The 19,875-nt window shown below is 47.5% G+C and carries 22 protein-coding genes and 1 riboswitch; of the genes, 16 read left to right on the top strand and 6 right to left on the bottom strand.

Annotation, left to right across the window (positions count from 1 at the left end; translation table 11 throughout):
* Positions 1-38: 38 nt before the first annotated feature.
* Complete coding sequence (locus ESP131_RS04635; RefSeq protein WP_069940271.1) at positions 39-794, top strand: MBL fold metallo-hydrolase; 756 nt, start codon at positions 39-41, stop codon at positions 792-794.
* 68 nt (positions 795-862) lie between these two features.
* Here ESP131_RS04635 and ESP131_RS04630 read toward each other — a convergent pair whose 3' ends face one another.
* On the bottom strand, positions 863-1,501 hold the full coding sequence (locus tag ESP131_RS04630; RefSeq protein ID WP_029340719.1) for a pentapeptide repeat-containing protein: 639 nt from the start codon (positions 1,499-1,501) through the stop codon (positions 863-865).
* 175 nt (positions 1,502-1,676) lie between these two features.
* Here ESP131_RS04630 and ESP131_RS04625 point away from each other — a divergent pair, with 175 nt between their 5' ends.
* The 8 genes from ESP131_RS04625 (at position 1,677) to ESP131_RS04590 (ending at position 8,228) form a co-directional block, all read left to right on the top strand.
* Positions 1,677-2,999 carry a Y-family DNA polymerase gene (locus ESP131_RS04625; protein WP_069940270.1) on the top strand — a complete coding sequence of 441 codons (1,323 nt, stop codon included), beginning with the start codon at positions 1,677-1,679 and terminating at the stop codon, positions 2,997-2,999.
* Positions 2,983-3,312, top strand: a complete 330-nt coding sequence (locus ESP131_RS04620; RefSeq protein WP_023467027.1) for a YolD-like family protein — start codon at positions 2,983-2,985, stop codon at positions 3,310-3,312. The genes ESP131_RS04625 and ESP131_RS04620 overlap by 17 nt, the downstream gene beginning before the upstream one ends.
* A gap of 51 nt (positions 3,313-3,363) precedes the next feature.
* Positions 3,364-4,176 (top strand): ZIP family metal transporter, encoded by an 813-nt coding sequence (locus ESP131_RS04615; protein ID WP_023467025.1) that lies wholly within the window; start codon positions 3,364-3,366, stop codon positions 4,174-4,176.
* Between the two features lie 357 nt (positions 4,177-4,533).
* On the top strand, positions 4,534-5,370 hold the full coding sequence (locus ESP131_RS04610) for an undecaprenyl-diphosphate phosphatase (RefSeq protein WP_069940269.1): 837 nt from the start codon (positions 4,534-4,536) through the stop codon (positions 5,368-5,370).
* Positions 5,371-5,477: 107 nt separating this feature from the next.
* The gene (locus ESP131_RS04605; protein WP_029340715.1) at positions 5,478-6,071 is read left to right on the top strand and encodes a LemA family protein; all 594 of its coding nucleotides are present in this window, start codon (positions 5,478-5,480) and stop codon (positions 6,069-6,071) included.
* Complete coding sequence (locus ESP131_RS04600; protein WP_047391511.1) at positions 6,068-6,805, top strand: TPM domain-containing protein; 738 nt, start codon at positions 6,068-6,070, stop codon at positions 6,803-6,805. The genes ESP131_RS04605 and ESP131_RS04600 overlap by 4 nt, the downstream gene beginning before the upstream one ends.
* 17 nt (positions 6,806-6,822) lie before the next feature.
* Positions 6,823-7,086 carry a DUF1294 domain-containing protein gene (locus ESP131_RS04595; protein WP_051656210.1) on the top strand — a complete coding sequence of 88 codons (264 nt, stop codon included), beginning with the start codon at positions 6,823-6,825 and terminating at the stop codon, positions 7,084-7,086.
* Between the two features lie 179 nt (positions 7,087-7,265).
* Positions 7,266-8,228: an EAL domain-containing protein gene (locus tag ESP131_RS04590; RefSeq protein ID WP_055970200.1), complete on the top strand. Its 963-nt coding sequence runs from the start codon at positions 7,266-7,268 to the stop codon at positions 8,226-8,228.
* A gap of 50 nt (positions 8,229-8,278) precedes the next feature.
* Here the strand turns inward: ESP131_RS04590 and ESP131_RS04585 are convergent, their stop codons facing one another.
* Positions 8,279-9,304 (bottom strand): iron-containing alcohol dehydrogenase family protein, encoded by a 1,026-nt coding sequence (locus ESP131_RS04585; protein WP_069940268.1) that lies wholly within the window; start codon positions 9,302-9,304, stop codon positions 8,279-8,281.
* Positions 9,305-9,436: 132 nt separating this feature from the next.
* Between ESP131_RS04585 and ESP131_RS04580 the strand changes: the two genes are divergently transcribed.
* Positions 9,437-10,252 (top strand): aldo/keto reductase, encoded by an 816-nt coding sequence (locus ESP131_RS04580; protein WP_047391522.1) that lies wholly within the window; start codon positions 9,437-9,439, stop codon positions 10,250-10,252.
* A gap of 111 nt (positions 10,253-10,363) precedes the next feature.
* Here the strand turns inward: ESP131_RS04580 and ESP131_RS04575 are convergent, their stop codons facing one another.
* The 3 genes from ESP131_RS04575 to ESP131_RS04565 form a co-directional block, all read right to left on the bottom strand.
* Positions 10,364-11,107, bottom strand: coding sequence for a general stress protein (locus tag ESP131_RS04575; protein ID WP_069940267.1), 744 nt, complete (start codon positions 11,105-11,107; stop codon positions 10,364-10,366).
* A 127-nt stretch (positions 11,108-11,234) separates the two neighbouring features.
* Positions 11,235-11,552, bottom strand: a complete 318-nt coding sequence (locus ESP131_RS04570) for a DMT family transporter (protein WP_023467016.1) — start codon at positions 11,550-11,552, stop codon at positions 11,235-11,237.
* Positions 11,549-11,878, bottom strand: coding sequence for a DMT family transporter (locus ESP131_RS04565; RefSeq protein ID WP_029340708.1), 330 nt, complete (start codon positions 11,876-11,878; stop codon positions 11,549-11,551). Before ESP131_RS04565 ends, ESP131_RS04570 begins: the two co-directional genes overlap by 4 nt.
* 269 nt (positions 11,879-12,147) lie before the next feature.
* Between ESP131_RS04565 and ESP131_RS04560 the strand changes: the two genes are divergently transcribed.
* Positions 12,148-12,702, top strand: coding sequence for a GNAT family N-acetyltransferase (locus ESP131_RS04560; protein ID WP_029340707.1), 555 nt, complete (start codon positions 12,148-12,150; stop codon positions 12,700-12,702).
* Between the two features lie 141 nt (positions 12,703-12,843).
* A complete protein-coding gene (locus ESP131_RS04555) occupies positions 12,844-15,399 on the top strand; it encodes a C40 family peptidase (protein ID WP_231925685.1) in 2,556 nt (851 codons plus the stop codon).
* Positions 15,400-15,456: 57 nt separating this feature from the next.
* Here ESP131_RS04555 and ESP131_RS04550 read toward each other — a convergent pair whose 3' ends face one another.
* Positions 15,457-15,750 (bottom strand): putative quinol monooxygenase, encoded by a 294-nt coding sequence (locus ESP131_RS04550; protein ID WP_029340705.1) that lies wholly within the window; start codon positions 15,748-15,750, stop codon positions 15,457-15,459.
* Positions 15,751-15,827: 77 nt separating this feature from the next.
* On the opposite strand from ESP131_RS04550, the gene ESP131_RS04545 reads away from it, so the two are divergent.
* From ESP131_RS04545 to ESP131_RS04530, 4 genes are all read left to right on the top strand, one after another.
* Entirely contained in the window at positions 15,828-17,006 is a 1,179-nt protein-coding gene (locus tag ESP131_RS04545; protein ID WP_069940266.1) for a M20 metallopeptidase family protein, read from the top strand.
* Positions 17,007-17,068: 62 nt separating this feature from the next.
* Positions 17,069-17,172: riboswitch (SAM riboswitch) on the top strand.
* 95 nt (positions 17,173-17,267) lie between these two features.
* On the top strand, positions 17,268-17,798 hold the full coding sequence (msrA, locus tag ESP131_RS04540) for a peptide-methionine (S)-S-oxide reductase MsrA (protein WP_029340703.1): 531 nt from the start codon (positions 17,268-17,270) through the stop codon (positions 17,796-17,798).
* Between the two features lie 230 nt (positions 17,799-18,028).
* The gene (locus ESP131_RS04535; protein WP_029340702.1) at positions 18,029-18,625 is read left to right on the top strand and encodes a winged helix-turn-helix domain-containing protein; all 597 of its coding nucleotides are present in this window, start codon (positions 18,029-18,031) and stop codon (positions 18,623-18,625) included.
* 14 nt (positions 18,626-18,639) lie between these two features.
* Complete coding sequence (locus tag ESP131_RS04530; protein WP_029340701.1) at positions 18,640-19,860, top strand: MFS transporter; 1,221 nt, start codon at positions 18,640-18,642, stop codon at positions 19,858-19,860.
* The last annotated feature ends 15 nt before the right edge of the window (positions 19,861-19,875 follow it).

Raw genomic sequence — 19,875 nt, 5'->3', positions numbered from 1 at the left:
GAATAGTTAATCCGAGTCATTGAGAGAGGATGAACCTAATGGATATTCAACAAATTCGTAATGCAACACTCGTTGTCACGTATGCCAATCAAGTCTTATTGATTGATCCGTTCCTCGGCGAAAAAGGCAGCTTGCCTCCCTTCGGTCAAACACCAAATGCCGTCGCTAATCCACTCGTCGACTTACCGGTCGATGTCAACACACTGCTCGATCCTGACGCTGTCTTCGTCACGCATCTGCATGCCGATCATTTCGATGATGCTGCAAAACAACTTCTACCCAAGCATTTGCCACTCTATGCGCAGCAAGAAGAAGACGCGCAGCACATTCGAGAAGCCGGCTTCACGAACGTTTCTTCCTTCGATTCCGGTGTAACGATCGGTGATATCCAGGTCCATCGAACAGGTGGACAGCATGGTGTCGGTGAAATCGGCGAACGGATGGGACGTGTGTCTGGGCTCGTCCTCACCCATCCGGACGAACCAACACTTTATATCGCCGGTGATACGATCTGGTGCGACGAGGTCGCGCATGCAATCGAACAACATACACCCGATATCATCGTCGTCAACAGTGGCGCCGCCCAGTTCTTGACCGGAGAGCCGATCACGATGTCACAGCGTGATCTCCTTGCCGTACACGAAGCGGCGGCGGAAGCGACGATCATCGTCTCGCACCTCGAGTCCGTCAACCACTGTCTCTTGCGACGTGATATGATTGCTGACTTTTTAGCCGCCTTCCACCTTTCTGCCCATTTCCTGATTCCAGAGGATGGCGAAACGATGTCATTTTAAGAACAGTAACCTTCACTAAAAAAAAGTCCTGCTTTTCGAGTAAAAATCGAAAGCAGGACTTCTTTTTGTTATGGAATGACAAGACCTAACAAGCGAGCAAAGGCGACTGCTTGCTCTTCCGTAATGACGGCACCTGGTAAAAATCGCGGATCAATCGTAATACCAGAGAGTTCCGTCTGCCGGAGATCGAGACCTTTTAACGGTGTTTCAATCCACTGGCTATCGGTAAGCCGGACCGCTTCGAGTTTCCACTGGGTCGGTTTCACTTCGAAGAACTGCGCTTCTTTCATCGTCGTTTCGCTCCAGTGTTGGTGACGGACCGTACTGCGAATGAACTGTGCGTAATCCGCAAGTCCTTCCTGAATCGTCAAATGGTCCAGCGTACAATCTTCGAACTGAACACCCGTCATCCGGCATCCGACGAAGGATACACGGTGAAAACGAGTTTCTTGGAAGTGACATCCCGTTAAGTCACACTGCTCAAAATGGATATCTTCGAACGAGCCACGGTCAAAGGTGAGATTCGCGAACGAGACATTTTGAAAACACACTTGATAGGCATCGATACGTTCTGTCAGTTCACTTGGCATCGACTCTTTCTCATAACGCGCTCCTTTCAGATACGGGTCATCGATTTCGACTTGATCGAAGGTCTCTAGCTGAAGCGTTTTCGGTAATTCTGGTAAACGGATATTGGTCTCTTTCAATGAAGGTTCCCCCTTTTTTCTCACCCTTAGTGTATCAAACTTCTTTTATATGAGGGAAAATCGTTCGAATTCCCCTTTTTCCAACAGTTTTTATTTTGAGACACTTTGAGACCATGCTATAGTCAAGGAAACCAAAATAAGAACATACGTTCTTTTATGTAAAGGAGTGATTCAGATGTTTCCTTCCGTCGTTTTACCACAAGATAAACGGATTTTTTGCGTCGACAGTGTGTCCTTCTACGCCAGCTGTGAATGCCAGTATCGCAATCTCCCTCCCTTGACGACACGCCTAGCGGTCGTCTCCGATTTAAAACGAAGCGGATCCGTCATTCTCGCTGCCACCCCTGCCTTAAAAGCACTAGGAATCAAGACAGCCGGTCGACTATATGAAATCGAGCAATTGCCATACGCTGTTCGTCGCACGATTCAACTTGTCGAACCACGCATGCTCGCTTATATGAAGACGTCAATTCGTGTCCTTGATGTCCTGCACCAATTCGCCCCACCTGAAGCGATCCGCGTCTATTCGATTGACGAAAGCTTCATTGACATGACCGGAACCGATCGCCTATTTGGTTCCGACCTGCAAGCTGCCCTCAAAATTAAAGAAGCGATCCTGAAACAGACCGGCATCCACGTCCGGATCGGGATTGGTCCAAATAACGTCATCGCGAAACTGACCCTTGATTTAATCGGGAAAAAAGAAGGCATCGCGCGATGTGGATATGCCGACGTCGCACGACGTCTTCATGATTTTCCGATTCGGAAGATGTGGGGGGTCGGACACCGTATGGAACAACATCTGCAGATGATGGGGATTGAAACAATCGGTGATCTTGCCATGCGCCCTGTCGAAGAGTTGCACGAACGATTCGGTGTCATCGGTGCCGAACTATGGCACCACGCTTGGGGTCTTGACGCGTCACCGACACTTCTTGCGCCTCGTCATCTGTTCGAGAAAGCCCCTCAACGGACGATCGGACACGGTGTGACCTTAATGCAGGACTATTATCAGTTCGAAAGCATTCGGAATGTGCTCAATGAACTCGTGCAGGATGTTGCCGCACGTTGTCGCTTTTCGAATCAAGTCGGCTGGACCGTTCACATCGGCGTCCGCTATTCTCGAAACGTCGTCCGAAGTGGTTTCTCCCGTCAAGTGCGGTTGCCTTATCCGACATCCGATGAACGAATCATTCTGCGTCACGTCTTACAATTATTCGAACCGAATTGGCTCGACGGAGAACCTGTTCGTTTTTTATCCGTCGCAGTGGGACATTTGACTGCCGATCAAGGCACCTTACAGTTGTCTTTGTTCGAGGATAATACGCGACTCTGGAAACGGCGACGTTTATTAAAAGCAATGGATGTTGTCAATCTTCGCTATGGAAAAGGGACGATTCGCCTCGCTGTCTCGTTTCTTGATACGAGTGTCGCCAAACGTCGTCTTCGTTTCGTCGGCGGTCATCCAGGAGGTGATCTTCATGACAGCGTATCGTGATCGAGGAAATTTAAAATGGATTCCTTTTCTCATGCCGGAACATTTGCAACTGTTGCGGGAATATTATGTCCAGATGCATCAGCTCGACTTGCCTGAAATTGATGAACAGTTGCAAGAATCATGGCACTTTCTGCTTCAAGAAGCTTTAATAGAAGGAAACGAACTTGAAATCACGTATTATAAGGAAAGTAGCTACGTGACGGTCGTCGGTTTCGTGGAACGACTAGAACCCGAACGTTCCGTTCTCTTTCTGCGCGGACGTGAAGTCATTGAAATTCCCTTCACACGAATCGTCCGGATCGAAAACGGGTAAGCTCTCATACAGATGGATGCTTTAAATCGTGCCCGGAAAGAAGGAATAGTCATGTTGGATTGGTTTACTTCCCTCCCCGTCGTCGTGCAAGCATTGCTTGCCGGAATGATGACGTGGGGGTTAACCGCACTTGGTGCGGCACTCGTCTTCGTCTTTACGACGATTGAAAAACGCGTCATGAACATGATGCTCGGTTTTGCTGCTGGCGTCATGATTGCCGCATCATTTTGGTCGCTGCTTGCTCCTGCGATCGAGTTCACGGAGCAGGATGGTGGAATCGCTTGGATTCCTGCCGCCATCGGTTTTCTCGCCGGTGGATTTTTCGTCCGTCTCCTCGACTTCGTTACACCGCATTTGCACTTATCCGCACCACTCGAGACAGCGGAAGGTCCTTCGACAGGACTCAAGAAAACGACGTTGCTGTTTCTTGCGATCACGTTGCACAACATTCCCGAAGGTCTTGCGATTGGTGTCGCTTTCGGTGCCGCCGCCTTGAACATGGACGGGGCGACCGTCGCCGGTGCCTTGACCCTCGCACTCGGTATTGGCATTCAGAACATGCCGGAGGGAGCTGCCCTATCGATCCCATTACGCGGTGAAGGGATGTCGCGCCGGCGCGCCTTTCATTACGGTCAATTGTCAGCGATCGTCGAACCGATTGCCGCGATGGTTGGAGCGGCTGCCGTCTTCTTCGTTCAACCGCTTCTACCGTATGCGTTATCCTTCGCCGCTGGTGCGATGATTTTCGTCGTCGTCGAAGAATTGATTCCGGAATCACAAGCAGAGAACGGATCCGATTTAGCAACACTTGGTCTGATGGTCGGTTTTACTGTCATGATGATTCTTGACGTCGCTTTAGGATGAGCCTGTTGCAAAACGAGTAGTGGACGATACCGTCTCCTGCTCGTTTTTCTTTTTGTAGATCCAGGCATATTCCAGTGAAACCAATCGATTTGAAGTTTTTCTGACCTTGTGTCCTAACAGAAAGATTTCCTTTTCTTTCATACTGTTTTAGTATGAATGGAAATGATCGAATTTCCTGATCTATCCGATGAAATCTAAATCCATGTATTATCTTATCCAAACGAATTTAAATCGTACAACGCGTCTTACACATCCAATCGTCTCTCAGACCTGCGCCCGATATTCCAATTAGTTCTATCTCACAAGAATAAAACATGATATGTTTTTACATAGCACATCATATAGAAGGAGATTACCATGACAATCATTGAACTTTTAAAAGCGCTCTTGCTCGGTTTCGTCGAAGGGATGACGGAATTTGCACCAGTCTCTTCCACAGGTCATATGATCATCGTTGATGACATGTGGTTACAAACAACGGAATTTCTCGGTAAATATTCCGCAAACACCTTTAAGATCGTCATCCAGCTCGGATCGATTCTTGCGGTCATTGTCGTCTTTTGGAAACGCCTCTTTAGCCTGATCGGTTTATATAAAATCGAAGGAGAACACGACGCATCAGGGACACACAAGTTAAAGCTACGTCACGTCTTGATCGGTCTTCTACCAGCTGCGGTTCTCGGGTTGTTATTCGAAGACTTCATCGATGAGAACCTCTTCTCGATTGAAACGGTCATCATCGGTCTTGCTGTCGGTGCCCTCTTAATGATCGCAGCCGATAAACTCGGACCAAAGGAACCGAAAACAACATCGCTTGATCAGATTACATATCGCCAAGCAGCACTCGTCGGTCTGTTCCAATGTATTTCCCTTTGGCCTGGCTTCTCCCGCTCCGGTTCAACGATTTCCGGAGGGGTCTTCCTCGGGATGAATCACCGGACGGCAGCTGACTTTACATTCATCATGGCTGTACCGATCATGTTCGGTGCTAGTTTCCTCTCGCTCGTTAAGAACTGGGATAATATTAATCCAGGCGACTTCGGTTTCTATGCCGTCGGTTTCGTTGCGTCGTTCGTGTTTGCCCTCTTATCGATTCGCTTCTTCCTGAAGCTGATCAACAAGATCAAACTCGTTCCGTTCGCGATCTATCGTCTCGTCTTGGCAGCCGTATTAGCTGTCATCGTCTACATGTAAGTCCTAACCGTTAGCTATTTTAGCTGACGGTTTTTTATTTTTTTGAAACTAATTCACTCGGTTAAGGGTATATAGGGATGAGACATACTTAAAGGAGTGAACGCCATATGGCACGCAGAAGTCGGAGTCGATCAAAACTCCCATTAATCATCGGAGTCGTTGTCGTCGTCGTGATTGCCTTTTTAGCAATCGGACAATACAACAGCCTCGTCAATGTAGAAGAAGATGTATCGAATAAATGGTCACAAGTCGATAACCAGATCAAGCGTCGTGCGGATTTAATTCCGAACCTCGTCGAAACCGTCAAAGGTGTCGCAGGTCAAGAAGAAAAAGTCTACGGAAAAGTCGCTGAAGCTCAAGCTGGTCTTGCGCGCGCTGCGTCAACCGAGCAGCGGATTGAAGCCGACCAACAAGTCACGTCTTCGCTTCGCGGATTGATTGCCTTGCAGACGACTTATCCAGAACTAAAATCAAGCGAACGATTCCAATCCTTGATGGACACGCTGGAAGGAACAGAAAATCGTCTTGGGATCGCTCGCAAGGATTACAACGATGCCGTGACGCTTTATAACAAAAAACGTCGGAGCTTCCCAACGGCACTCTACGCATCCGCCTTCGGATTCGAGAAAAAACCATATTACGAGATTTCAGACAGCGACCGAGAAAATCCGACTGTCGACTTTAACAGTGATTCGAAATGATTCGGCGGTGGACGCGACTTCTATTGAGCGCGTTCCTCGTCTTCTTCCTCTTCGTTCCGACAGCTAGTGCCGTTTCAGAACGAACGGGAGCAACGTTCTTCATTCAGGATGATGCTCAGCTGCTCACCCCTTCGGAAGAAGCCGAACTCGCGCAACTCGGTCAAGAACTCGAACAATATACGACGGCACAAGTCGTCCTCAAGACGGTTCCCGATCTAAAGGGACAGGATTTAAGCTCTTACGCCAATGAAACGTTTCGGCGCCAAGGCATCGGTCAAGAAGGAAAAGACAATGGTGTTCTTGTCGTCGTCGCTCCGAATGAAAAGGATCGCCAATTCCGGATCGAGGTCGGTTATAAACTTGAAGGGATTCTGACAGACATCACAGCCGGACGTATCCTCGATCAATATGCGGTTCCTTACAAGGAAAACGGTGAGTATGGAAAAGCAGCGTCCGAAACGTATAAAGCGGTCGTCAGTGTCATTTCAAAGGATCAGTCACTTGAATCACAGGATCCTCCGAAAACACAAAATGACGACGGACTTCCACTTTGGACGAAGATTCTGATCGGTGCTGGATTACTGATCTTATTGTTCCTCGATATGAAGTTCACCGGTGGTATGTTCTTCTTTGCAATTTTGAACATCTTCTCCGCGATCATGCGTGGTGGCGGTGGAAATGGTGGCAGTCGCGGTGGTGGCGGAAGTTCCGGCGGTGGTGGCGCCGAACGTTAGAAAAGGAGTCATTTTTCATGAGGATCATCTTAGGGTATTACCTCCTCCTGACACTCATCGGATTTGTCTCGATGTGGCAGGATAAACGTCGGGCGCGGCAACATGCTTACCGAACACCCGAAGCGACACTATTGACGATTGCTTTCCTCGGTGGTGCGCTCGGTTCTTGGATTGGTATGTACACAGTTCGGCACAAGACACGGAAAGCGAAGTTCCAATGGCTCGTTCCAATAGCCGCTATCTTGCATCTCGCTTTCTGGTTTGTTTACACTTCACAATAAAAGAATGTAACCGATAGAGAAGAGAACGTACGGAAATGTGTCCGTCGTCCCTTCTCTTTTTTGTATGAGGTCAATGATTATGAAGAATAGGTTTAATTTCTTTTTCTCTTAGGGTAAAGAATTTAACCAATTTAATAAATACATCTTTTTTCGATGTATTGAGAGGTGGACATCCCTTTATGTGGCATCCTTGCGCCGAATGTACGACATCAATCCGTTTTGTTGAAGCGGGAGCACTCCATATCCAATCACCAACGCCAGAAATCTATTCCTATCAATCGTTCGAACAGCTCGAACAGTTATTGACATCACTCTTACGTGTAGCGGATTATCCGGTCTCGTGTCGCGCCACACAATCACGTTACGTGACAGCACCCATCCTAGCTTCAGCACTTCTAGAACAACTGAAGCATCGGTCAGCGATCGATTTCATCCAGCATGGGGTCATGACGAGCCATCTACAACCGATTTATGATATCCAGCGCAACGTGCTCGTCGCGAACGAAGCCTTATTGCGAGCAGCAGATGATAACACGCCTATCTCGCCTGGTGTCTTGTTTTCGACGGCCTCGAAGATGGGACTTCATTCCCGTCTTGATCAGCGGGCGCGTGAAGAAGCCATCCGTGCGACGCATCATATCGGTGGCACAACAAAAACGTTCATCAACTTTCTCCCTTCGACGATCTATAATCCGGAGTACTGCCTGCGCCATACGTTTGAGATTGTCGAACGTTATCAAGTCGATCCGAGTCGGCTCGTCTTCGAAGTCGTCGAAACGGAAAAAATTGAAGACGTCAACCATTTGAAACACGTCTTCGAACAGTATAAGAAGCAAGGCATTCAAGTAGCACTGGACGATGTCGGCGCTGGTTTCTCGACACTCGATATGTTGTCCTTGCTTCAACCGGATTATATTAAAATTGATCGTTCCTTCATCGATCACTGCGATACGAACTCAGAAAACGAAGCCTTTTTACGAAAAGCCCGTCATCTGACACGAGAAATGGGAATTCAAATCTTAGCGGAAGGCATCGAACGGCAAGAAGAACTCGATCTTTGCCGCGAACTCGGCTTTGATCTTGGTCAAGGATACTTACTCGGTCGCCCTGCTCCTTATGCTCGCTTTGCAAAAGCACAATAAAATACGCACATGGACCGTCTGATGATTCGGTCCATGTGCGTATTTTTATGTTAAGTCGTCGAAACAGAAACCGTCTCGTTACGTGTGATAGCATCCACTAGTTGTTCTGCTGACACGATCGGACGCAACAGACGGCATAGTTCCTCTTGCGCTGTCCGTAAAGCAAGTGTTTCGACGACATCGAGCGATAATTCGAAATCTGCGAGTGCCGTCGGCTGCTCTTGTGCAAGAAGATAGTCACGCAACTCTACATAATCATCATCATGTCCGAGTAGCTTTTCCTGAACAAGTAGTCCGTAACCGACCTTACTCCCATGTAAAAACGCATGCGTTTCTGGATGAGGAGACAACGCGTTATGCACTGCGTGTCCGATTGCACCACGCGTCGCCGCGTCACCAAAACCGCCAATGCTCCCGGCTAACGGAATGACAGTTTCGACGAGATGTTGGATTTCAACAGGATACTCACGAAAACGCGTTTCCGTTATAGTCGTCGACAAGATAAAATCCTTACAACGCTCAGCTGTCCGGAGTGCCATCTCGATGACGGGATCCTCAGCCGATGATCCGCTCAAGGCACGTGCTTCATACCACTTCGCTAGCGTATCGACGAGCCCCGCTACGAAATAATCATACGGACTTGCTGCGATGATCCGATGATCGAGTAAAAGCGCTTCAATCACGACGGGGAACGTATCAAATCGGATGTACTGTCCCTCTTCGTTATACATGACACTCAGCGGAGTCCACGGAGCACAGTTCGAGACAATCGTCGGAATGACGACAATCGGTCGATGTAATTGAAACGCGACCTGTTTTGCCGTATCGATGACACTCCCACCTCCGAGTGCAAGAATCACATCGTACGGAGCACATGCTTGTTTGAAAGCTTCCACCTGTTGATCTGTACAATGTCCTTCAAATAAAAGACGTGGTAATTCTGGTAAAGCAAAAGCGGCTGCTTCATAGGCTTGACGTCCATGAATCAGGACTGCTGAACGATCGCCTATCACTTCTTCGAGTTGATCCAGTGCGTGTTCCTCATGTATGTATTGTAAAACAGCTTGTCGAATCACAGAATCGCCTCCTAATATTTGTTATCGCTCAGTATACGCAAAAGAACTCACTTCGGCAATCATTCGATTTTTACAAGAGGAGCGCGTACACTAGAAAAGAGAAGAATTTACTACAAAGGAGTCGATGAATCGATGCAACAGATTACGTTAAATAACGGCATCAGCATGCCCCAACTCGGATATGGTGTCTTTAAAGTACCAGAAAAAGAAGTATATGAAGCGGTCAGCGAAGCACTCCGCGCTGGGTATCGTTCAATCGATACGGCGATGATTTACGAGAACGAAGAAGGCGTCGGTCGCGCCCTTCGTGACTCGGGCATCTCCCGGGAAGAGATCTTTCTGACGACGAAAGTCTGGAATTCTGATCACGGCTACGAAGAAACACTTGCCGCTTTCGAGACGAGTCTACAAAAGCTTGGTGTTGATTACGTCGATTTGTATCTGATTCATTGGCCGATGCCAAAAGAAGATCGTTATGTCGAGACATGGCGGGCGCTCGAACATCTCTATGCAGAAGGAAAGACGCGTGCCATCGGTGTCTCGAACTTCCATATTCCTCACTTGGAACGGATTTTAGCCGAAGGATCGATTGTTCCTGCTGTCAATCAGATCGAACTCCATCCGTTCCTCAGCCAAGAAGCAATCCGAGATTTTTGCCGTAAGCACGGTATCGTCGTCGAAGCCTGGAGTCCGTTGATGAAAGGACGCGACGCGTTGACGCATCCGGTCATCGTCGATATCGCCGATCGTCATCAGAAAACGCCGGCTCAAGTCGTCCTCCGTTGGCACCTGCAACACGACATCGTTGCGATTCCGAAATCCGTTACGCCAAGCCGCATTCGCGAAAATCTCGATGTCTTTGACTTCAGCCTGTCAGACGTTGATATCCAAGCGATTGATCAATTGAACGCTAACGTGCGTACAGGATCAAATCCGGATCATAAATAAGACGAGACGATTCTCGTTTAATCTCTATACAAAAAGAAGGTACTTTTCGGATTTGATCCGAAAAGTACCTTCTTTGATGGTGCCCCTAAAACGTGATTCCAGTCTATTATTTTAGCGGTCTAAATTATTTCCATGGTCTTGCTTGGCGATGTCATCTGATTGATGTTTCGATTGACGATGTTCTTCACCGTCTTGCGTTGCATCATGTTCTTTTTCCTCGCGTTCTGTTTCCGGACGTCGGAAATCGTCATCCCGACGCATCGCGATATCCGGTTCCCGGTTCCCGTCGAGCTTTTTCGAATGATCGATTGCCTGCTCATCTTGTGGCATCTTATCGGTACCGGCACGATGCAGATCAATCTCTGCATGTTCTTCTTTCGAATCTTTATCAATATCAAGCGGATTACCTGAGCCGAGCTGTGCGTTGGAATTCACATCTGATGACGTATGCGTCTCTTCACCACTACCATAACGGACCTTTACATCAGGATGTGTATTGTCTGTATTTAAATGTGGATCGAACTGAATATCTTGGACTTCAAGCAGAAGAACGAATCCCCCACCTTCGACTTCCGTTTTTCGTTGTTCGATCTCATTATCTGATAGATCAAGTGATCCGAACAGATCATCGACTTCTTGATCACGACCTTTGTTCCCACGAATCCGATCCATCCAAGACGGTTTCGTCGTCGCGATCTCTGCATCCATCTGACTACGGACGAGTGCGATGTTCGACTTTTCCTTGACGATGACGTAAAAGTCTTCCTCCCGATGTCCTTGAATGTGTAATTCGTCCATTTTTGAGATCAATTCTTCCTCTGAATAGAACGTTCCGATATATTGTTTCGTTTTCATGGATGTTCTCCCCTTATTAACACGATTTGTCATGCGTGACTTCTATAAGGAGTATTTCCTCTTTTGCGTTAAAATATGCCAAAAAAAATGCGTTCTATTAAAACGTCATCTGTTTGACATGAAACGATCATTCGCCGACAAGTTTCAAACCGATTGTCGCACTTAAGACGAGTCCTATGCAGACCAGACGTTTCCAGTCTTTTGATTCGTTATAGAGCACCATGCTGAGAATCGCACCGCCCGCTGCTCCGATTCCCGTCCATACCGCATACGCCGTTCCCATCGGTAAACCATTCATTGCAAGCGTTAAGAATAGGAAACTGAGTCCGAATCCTGTTCCCATCAACAGTAGATTCTTCGCATTCTTATTTTGATTGAACGTATTGATTAAGACGACACCAAACATCTCAAAGATTCCGGCAATGATTAAATAAATCCAACTCATGCTGATTTCTCCTCTCCACTGACTAACTTCAGACCGATGACGCCGACGAGTAAGACAGCAATCAATGCTAATTTCATCACGGAAGCGGCTTGATCGAATAACACGATATCCGTCACGACCGTTCCTGCTGTTCCGAGACCGACGAAGACAGCATAGACCGTTCCGACTGGTAAATGGTTACTCGCTTTAATTAGCACGGTAAAGCTAACGATGATACAGACGATCGTTGCAGCCCACTCAAGTGGTGTTGCCGCATGTTTTAATCCAATGACCCAGCCGACTTCAAAACACGCTGCGACGATGATGCCAATCCAATACTTTGCCATAGTAATTGCCTCCTGATAGGTAAATTCAAATGAAAAAGCCCGGGAGTAAGCGAGACGATTCGCTTTACTCCCGGGCTTTTATCCCTCCGTTGCATGGACAAACGTCCATGTTCCTCCCTCGGTCCAGCCGTACGGAACCCTAGAGGATACTCCCTATTCCATTCGATACAACCACCCTAGCACGCCCTTTTTCCTATGTCAAACAGGAATCCGTTCCCCATCTGTCAAATAGAATCAAAGTGACTTCATCTGAAAGAGGAGGATGCTGCATGCGTTATAAAATCAATGATCAACTTCGGATTCGTCGTTTTACACCAGAAGATGTAGAAGCCGTTCACGCCTATGCATCACAACCCATCGTCAGTCAATTCCAGTCATGGGGTCCGAATTCCGAGACGGATACGAAACAATTCCTGCACGATGCACTCGAAAGTGAACTCGAGACACCAAGACGTCGGTATGTTTTTGCTGTGACGTTTCCAAGCGACGTCGTCATCGGTGCCGGTGAACTCGTCATCACAGACGTTGAAAATAAAATCGCCGAAATCGGATACGTCCTCTCACCCGATGAATGGGGGAATGGATATGCGACGTCGATTGCCTCTTTCCTTCTCCAATTCGGTTTCGAAAAACTAGAATTGCACCGAATCACAGCGACGTGTGATCCGCGGAACGTCGCTTCTGAGCGAGTCCTCCAAAAAGTCGGCATGACGAAGGAAGGACAGCTTCGCGAGACGGTCTATCTCGAAGACCACTGGCGCGATTCCTTGATTTACGGCATGCTTGACTGGGAATGGCAAGTGGATCACGAAGAAGATAACTAACATATGACTTCAAACGGTGTGCTGAGGCATACCGTTTTTTTATGGGCAATCTCCTATTTTTTTGATTTTTATCAATTTTTAAACAAGCGCATGCTACACTATCCATAATGACAAATTTTAAGAATTGGAGTGAACCTCTTGATGAAAAAATGGACTGCTCATGTTGCTGGACTTGCCGCAACGTTGATGTTGAGCTCGGTTTTACCCGCACCCGCTTTCGCTGAATCGCCACCTGCTCAACCGACGGTAGAAACACAAACAGTCACCGAGACGACCGGGATAGCTTATTTGAACGAGGATGCTGCGTTGCTACAAACGGCTGATTCCACAACGATCATTCAACAACTACCAGCAGGAACGACATTGAAGACACTCGGCACGGACGGTGACTTCACTCGTGTCAGTTGGCAAGAAGGTACTGCGTATGTCGCAACAAACGCGTTAACGCAAACAGCACCTGTCTTTCAAAAACAAGCTACGCTGATGTCGAAAAGTCCACTCTCATTAGTTGCTTCACCATTTGATCCCACCGTCGTGACGCCACTTCCTGCCTATCAGCGAATCGATACATACGGCACTTTCGACACGTTCACGCGTCTGAAATGGAACGAACAATACGTCTACGTACCGACGGCACAACTCGAGCAACTTCCGAAATTAGTTGGAAAGCGTTATGCCAAACGAACGACTTCTCTTTTCGTTGAACCGAAGACGACGAGCGCGAAGTCAGCTGTCACTCAAAATCAAGCATTCGAAACGTTCGGTACGACGGGGACTTTCACACGCGTGGCCACTAAAACGGGTTACGCCTTCGTATTGACAACTGATTTAGCTGATGCGCAGGTCGAAAATTACCCGGAAACGGGTCTGCGTTATGCCAAACGAGCGACTTCCCTTTTCGTTGAACCGAAGACGACAAGCACGAAGACAGTCGTCGTTCAAAATCAAGCGTTTGAAACGTTCGGTACGACGGGTACTTTTACACGCGTGGCGACTAAAACGGGTTATGCCTTCATATTGACGGCTGATTTAGCAGATGCGCAGATCGTGAACCATCCGGAAACAGGGCTACGTTACGTCCAACAGCAGACGACGGTCTATGCTACTGCGACTACGAAAGGAAAAGTCGTACAATCGCTTCCTGTGAATACTTCGCTTCAAACGTACGGCATCGAGGGTTCATTTACACGAATCAAACGAAACGACGAGTATGCCTATGTGCTGACGGCACATCTTGGTACATTGAAATACTATCCGAAGACTGCACGCCTCTATGTTCAGCGTGCTACACCGATCTATTCGGATGCCAAATCTTCAAGTCCTGTCTTAAAGCAACATCAAACGAATACGCTGCTGACGGTGTATGGCACAAGCGGTGCCTATAGCCGGATCATCTTCCGTGGAGTTCATGCTTACGTCAAGACAGCTGATCTCGGTACTGGAAAAGTCTATGCATCAACCGGGACACGATACGCGAAACGCAACTTGTCCGTCTACACATCTGCGTCGACGAAGAGCAAAATCATGTATTCCGTCAAACGAGCTGATAAGCTAACGATTTACGGAACAAGAGGCAGTTACACACGCTTGAAAAAAGGATCGGTCTACGGTTACGTCAAGACGACGGATCTCGTCACGAAAAAGCCGGATCTGTATGACGTCACTGGTCAACGCTACGTGACGGAAGACGATGTCGTCATTCGTTCGCAGGCAAAACTATCGGGTAAAAAAATCGGTACATTAAAAAAAGGGACCTCGATTTCGATTTACGGAAAAAGCGGTTATTATACACGCGTCAAATATAAAAACACCTTTGGTTTCGTCGATTCGAGTCGTATCGGACTGAACAAGCCGACGGCAAAAGCAAAAAAAGGCACGACATTTTATGTCCATCTGGACCAGACGCCACTCTTCTCTGCCGACGTTGCTTACAGTCGCCCAGCTGCCTATTTGAAGAAAGGGACGAAATTAATTGGTCTAAAATCAATTGATGATGACTTTTGGCAAGTTCGCCTGGCAAATGGTCAAACCGGTTACGTCCTCAACCCTTATATCAGCACGAGCAAACCCGATATGGGACTGACACAAAAAGCGATCGACCGGGCGAAAATCTATACGGTCAAACAGACGACGTCGTTCTTTGCGAGTCCGACAAGTCCAAAAGGCAGCGGACTCGTTGAACAAGGCAAACGGGTTTATCCGCGTCATCGAGTCGGAAACTTCTATGTCATCCAGTCAGGCTGGACACCTGTTTATCTTCCTGTATCCGCTGTGACGATCACGTCCGATAAACGGGTCGTTAAAAAGAATAATACGCGTGGTGAAAAGCTGATCCAAGCAGCAGTCCAACATATCGGCACACCATACACATGGGGTTCGCAAGATGCCGTGAACGGTGGTTTTGACTGTTCCGGTTTGATTCACTACGCGACGAACAAGGCTGGAAAATACGGTGGTCGGACGAACGTTCGTGGCTACTGGTACGGTGCTTTCTTTACGAATCGCCGGACGAGTATTGCAAGCGGTAAACGCTCGGATATCGTCTTCTTCCAGAACACTTATACAGATGGTCCATCGCATATCGGAATCATGCTCGATAGCGAACACTTCATCCATGCAGGCGGTTCACAACTTCAAATCAACTCGATTTACGAACCGCGTTGGCAAGAGCATTTCCTCGGATTTAAATCGATGTAAGACAAAAAAGACGAATCCGTCGAAATCGACGGGTTCGTCTCTTCTTATCGCAATACGTTAAAATGTCATCTCGACGTATTTCGTTACTTGTCGATCCATCAAGTATAACTCGATCTGTTCACGGTAGGCTTTATAGTGATCGGATGCGATATGCGCTTCAAGTGCCTCTTCATCACGATACACTTCATACAGCATGAATTGATGCTCATCCTCGATCGATTGATGTAAGGAATAACGTAAGCACCCTTCTTCTTTTTGTGAGGCATGATAGACCGTTTGTAGAATCGGGAAGACTTGATCCGCAAGTCCTGCTTTGATTGTAAGTACAGCGTTGACGACGATTTCTCCCATGTTTCATTATCCCCTTTCGTGATTACCTGTATCTGTACCCATTTTCACGAAAAGACACACGTCAAAGGAGCCTGAAGATGCAAACTAAACTTTTTGAAGCACTTGAACAATTCGAACCCACGATGATCGCGTTACGTCGTGATTTTCATCGACATCCGGAACTCTCTTTCCAGGAAGTCCGCACACAAGAACGGATTGCAAACTTTTATGCGGAGCAGGGCATCCCTCACGAAACAGCCGTCGGAGGTCGTGGTGTCGTCGCGACGATCGAAGGCAAACAACCTGGTCCGACGATTGCTGTTCGTGCAGATTTTGATGCCTTACCGCTTCAAGAAGAGACGACACTCGCTTTCCGGTCGATTCACCCTGGTGTCATGCATGCATGTGGACACGATGGGCATACGGCGATGGTGATGGCCCTTGCTGCTACACTCTATCCATTACGGGATCAATTGCAAGGAACGATTCGAATCATCCACCAGCATGGTGAAGAGGTCTTTCCCGGTGGCGCGATCCAAATGATTGAAGCCGGTGTCCTCGAAGGCGTCGATGCGATCTTCGAGACACATCTCGAAAATGATTTACCGGTCGGTACGATCGGTTTTCGAGAAGGACATACATTATGCGCGATCGATGAATTCGAAATCATCGTTCACGGTCAAGGCGGGCATGCCCAGGCACCGCACAAAACAAAAGATGCGCTTGTCGCCGGTGCACAACTGGTCTGTAACCTCCAACACCTTGTCAGTCGACGGGTCGATCCGTTCGAACCCGCTGTCCTTGCGATCGGGTCCTTCCATGCGGGAACGGCTCCGAACATCGTCACAGGTGAAGCACGCATCGTCGGGGAGATTCGGACGTTCAACGAGACACTACGACATCAGCTCCGACAAGAAGTCGACCTTATCGCCAAAACAACGTGTGCCGGCATCGGTGCCACCTATTCGATTGACTTCACGACGGGTTACCCGGCGCTTTGGAATCATCCGGACGAGACAAAACTCGTTCAGGAAGCCGCTTCTTTCTTACCGGAAGCATCTGTCCGGTCACTCACACCGATGATGGCGGCGGATGACTTCGCACATTACTTAACGCACGTACCGGGTAGTTATTTCTTCACCGGCTCCGGATATACGGACGGTCGCGTCAATCATCCGCAACATCATCCGCAGTACGAGATCAACGAACAGGCGTTGTTGGTTGGTGCGAAAACACTCGGAGCGACCGTTTTACGTGCCTTGAAACCTAAGGATTGACTTTTTTTCTTTGTGAATGGTATCATCACAACAATGATAACGAATGACATCAACTTCATATACCCTTATCAAGAGTGGACCGAGAGATCTGGATCGATGACGTCCCAGCAACCTGCGCATAGCAAGGTGCTACGACCAGCAAAGCGAAAGCTTTGGTTGATAAAAAGCGGCGACTCCTTTTGCAACCAAGCGAAGGAGTCGTTTTCGTTTTTCTCGCTGTCAGACATACAATGGGAATTTCCCACGGAGAGGAAGATACGGATGGAAAAAGCAACATTTGCAGGTGGATGTTTTTGGTGTATGGTGACACCGTTTGAAGAATTACCAGGAATCGAGGGAATCGTATCAGGTTACATGGGTGGACACGTCGATCACCCGACATACGAGCAAGTTAAAACAGGAACGACAGGACATCTCGAAGTCGTTCAAATCACGTTTGATCCGAGTCTGTTCCCGTACGAGCGTCTGCTCGAACTCTACTGGCCACAAACGGATCCGACGGATGCAGACGGTCAGTTCCAAGATCGCGGCACGCAGTACGCACCAGCAATCTTCTATCATACGGATGCTCAGCATGAAGCAGCGATCGCTTCTCGTGACGCTCTTGCTGCAAGCAATCGTTTCAAACAACCGATCGTGACGCGGATCGATGCCGCTTCTGAGTTTTATCCGGCGGAAGAGTACCATCAAGACTTCCATAAGAAAAATCCAGAACACTATAAAAAAGATCGTGCTGCTTCTGGTCGCGATGCCTTCATCGAGCAAGAATGGAAAGATACGACGACGGTCTAATCACCTCGAACCATACACAGTAGCTGAGACTGATTTCAAGCATCTCGTTCTTCCCCTACTTTCCAGTAGAAAGTGGAGGATGACCGAGATGTCATTGGAGTCAGTTTTTTGTATGTAAACCAACTGCTTTGTCCTTTGCGTCACCCTTGCATAAATTTGTAATCGTTTACAAATGAAGCCTTTTGTTTTACGGTTAACAAAAATTAACCAGTTAAAAAGGAGATGATTGGATGGAACAAAAAGCGATTCATATACTGAGCAGCTATGAACAATTGAAGGTGATCAGTGATCCATTACGAACAAAAATTCTTATGTTTCTCGTCGAAAAACCGCATACGGTGCATCAGTTAGCCCACTTGCTGACGTTATCCCGCGCGAAGGTCCTTTATCATGTACGGGAACTTGAAAAGCATGACTTAATTCGCCTCGTCCGGACAGAAGAACAGGGCGGCAACTTGTTGAAATATTACCAAGCGATTGCCCGAGGATACATTCCTGCTGATCACCTTCTGAACTTCGTCGAGACAAAAGAGGCGACTCGGCAGTCGTATCTTGAGGTACTCGACCGGGCAAAGACACGCGTCCTTACGGCTCCGACAGCTGCTTTTGCTCCCGTATCTTCGAACGTCGAGGACTGGATGAGCTTATCGCTTCAAAAGGAACTAACGATGTCTGAAGCCGACTTTCAACGGTTTGCTACAAAATATCGTGCTTTATTAGACGAGTTCACACAGTCTCCACCTGACGAAAAAGATCAAAAGCACTTTTACATCATGACGACTGCTTTAGCAATTGATGAACCACTGTTTGAGAATGACGAGGTTTAAATCGGAGGTGCCCCATGCTACCTGTTGAAATGGATATGCAACACTCGCTGTTTAAAAATCGATCCTTTTTATTTTTATGGGGGTCCGGTATGTGCTCTGCCCTTTCGTTATCGATGTATCTGTTTGTTGAACAATGGTATGTCATCCATACGTTAAACCAAGCATCCTATCTTGGATTCGTCCTCATGGCTACCTTGTTACCCCGTATTTTTCTCATGTTATTCGGTGGCGTCTTATCCGATCGCTATAAACGTTCAACGATCATGCGTATCTCGAGCGGTCTACGGATCAGTTTCATTCTTTGTCTTCTCGTTTTACTTCATGCCGATCAGCTTACGTTGCTGACGATTTTAGGATTCGCCTTGCTGTTTGGTAGTGTGGATGCATTTTTTTCGCCGGCGAATGCTTCCTTACTGCCTACACTCGTTCCGAAAGAACAGCTCACTAAAGCCAATTCACTGATTCAGACATCTAATCAAATCGCCCTTTTTTCAGGTCCGATTCTTGGTGGAGTCATCCTCAGCTATTCCTCTTACTCGTACGTCTTTCTTGTGATTTTCGGGACACTCTGTCTGACACTTCTTTTCACGTATGGTATTCGTGAATCTAAGATCAAGCGATCGCTTCAGCATTCAGCGCTCTTCGAACTAAAAGAAGGGCTGCATTACGTCTTTCACTTTCAGCAACTCAAGCAGACACTTTTTCTTATCATCTGTGTCAATTTCTTTTTCTTTGGACCACTCTTACTCGGAATTCCACTACTCGTTCATGATGTGCTTCAGGGAAGTGCGATGGATTTAAGTTATATGCAAGGGGCTTATCAAATGGGAATGCTCGGAGGGGCGCTCTGGAGTGGTTTTGCGCAGATGAAAGAAATTAAGCTTACCTCATCGGTCCGATTGATTGGTGCCTTAGGTCTGCTTCTCTTCCTGCTTAGCCAAGCCCAGCAGATGTTGTTGTACCTGATCATCCTTTTATCACTTGGTGTCCTTTCTTCGATCATCAATATTCGCTTCATTACGTTCATCCAGTCTCAGTGTGCGGAACAGACGATGGGACGTGTCATGAGTGTCGTCAACGCAGCGTCAAACGGTCTCGTTCCATTATCTTACGCGCTCCTCTCGTTTTTACTGTCGTTTCACGTTTCGATCACGACGATCATGTTGTACAGTGGTCTTCTTATCCTTGTTTTCTCACTCTATTTCAGAAAACGTATTATTCAAGTAGAAGACTAGTCAAAAAAGACAGTG

The organism is Exiguobacterium sp. U13-1 (assembly GCF_001750115.1).
In the GTDB taxonomy this organism is placed as follows: domain Bacteria; phylum Bacillota; class Bacilli; order Exiguobacteriales; family Exiguobacteriaceae; genus Exiguobacterium_A; species Exiguobacterium_A acetylicum.
The sequence above is the reverse complement of the archived record's forward strand: the minus strand, read 5'-3'. Positions and strand labels throughout refer to the sequence as shown.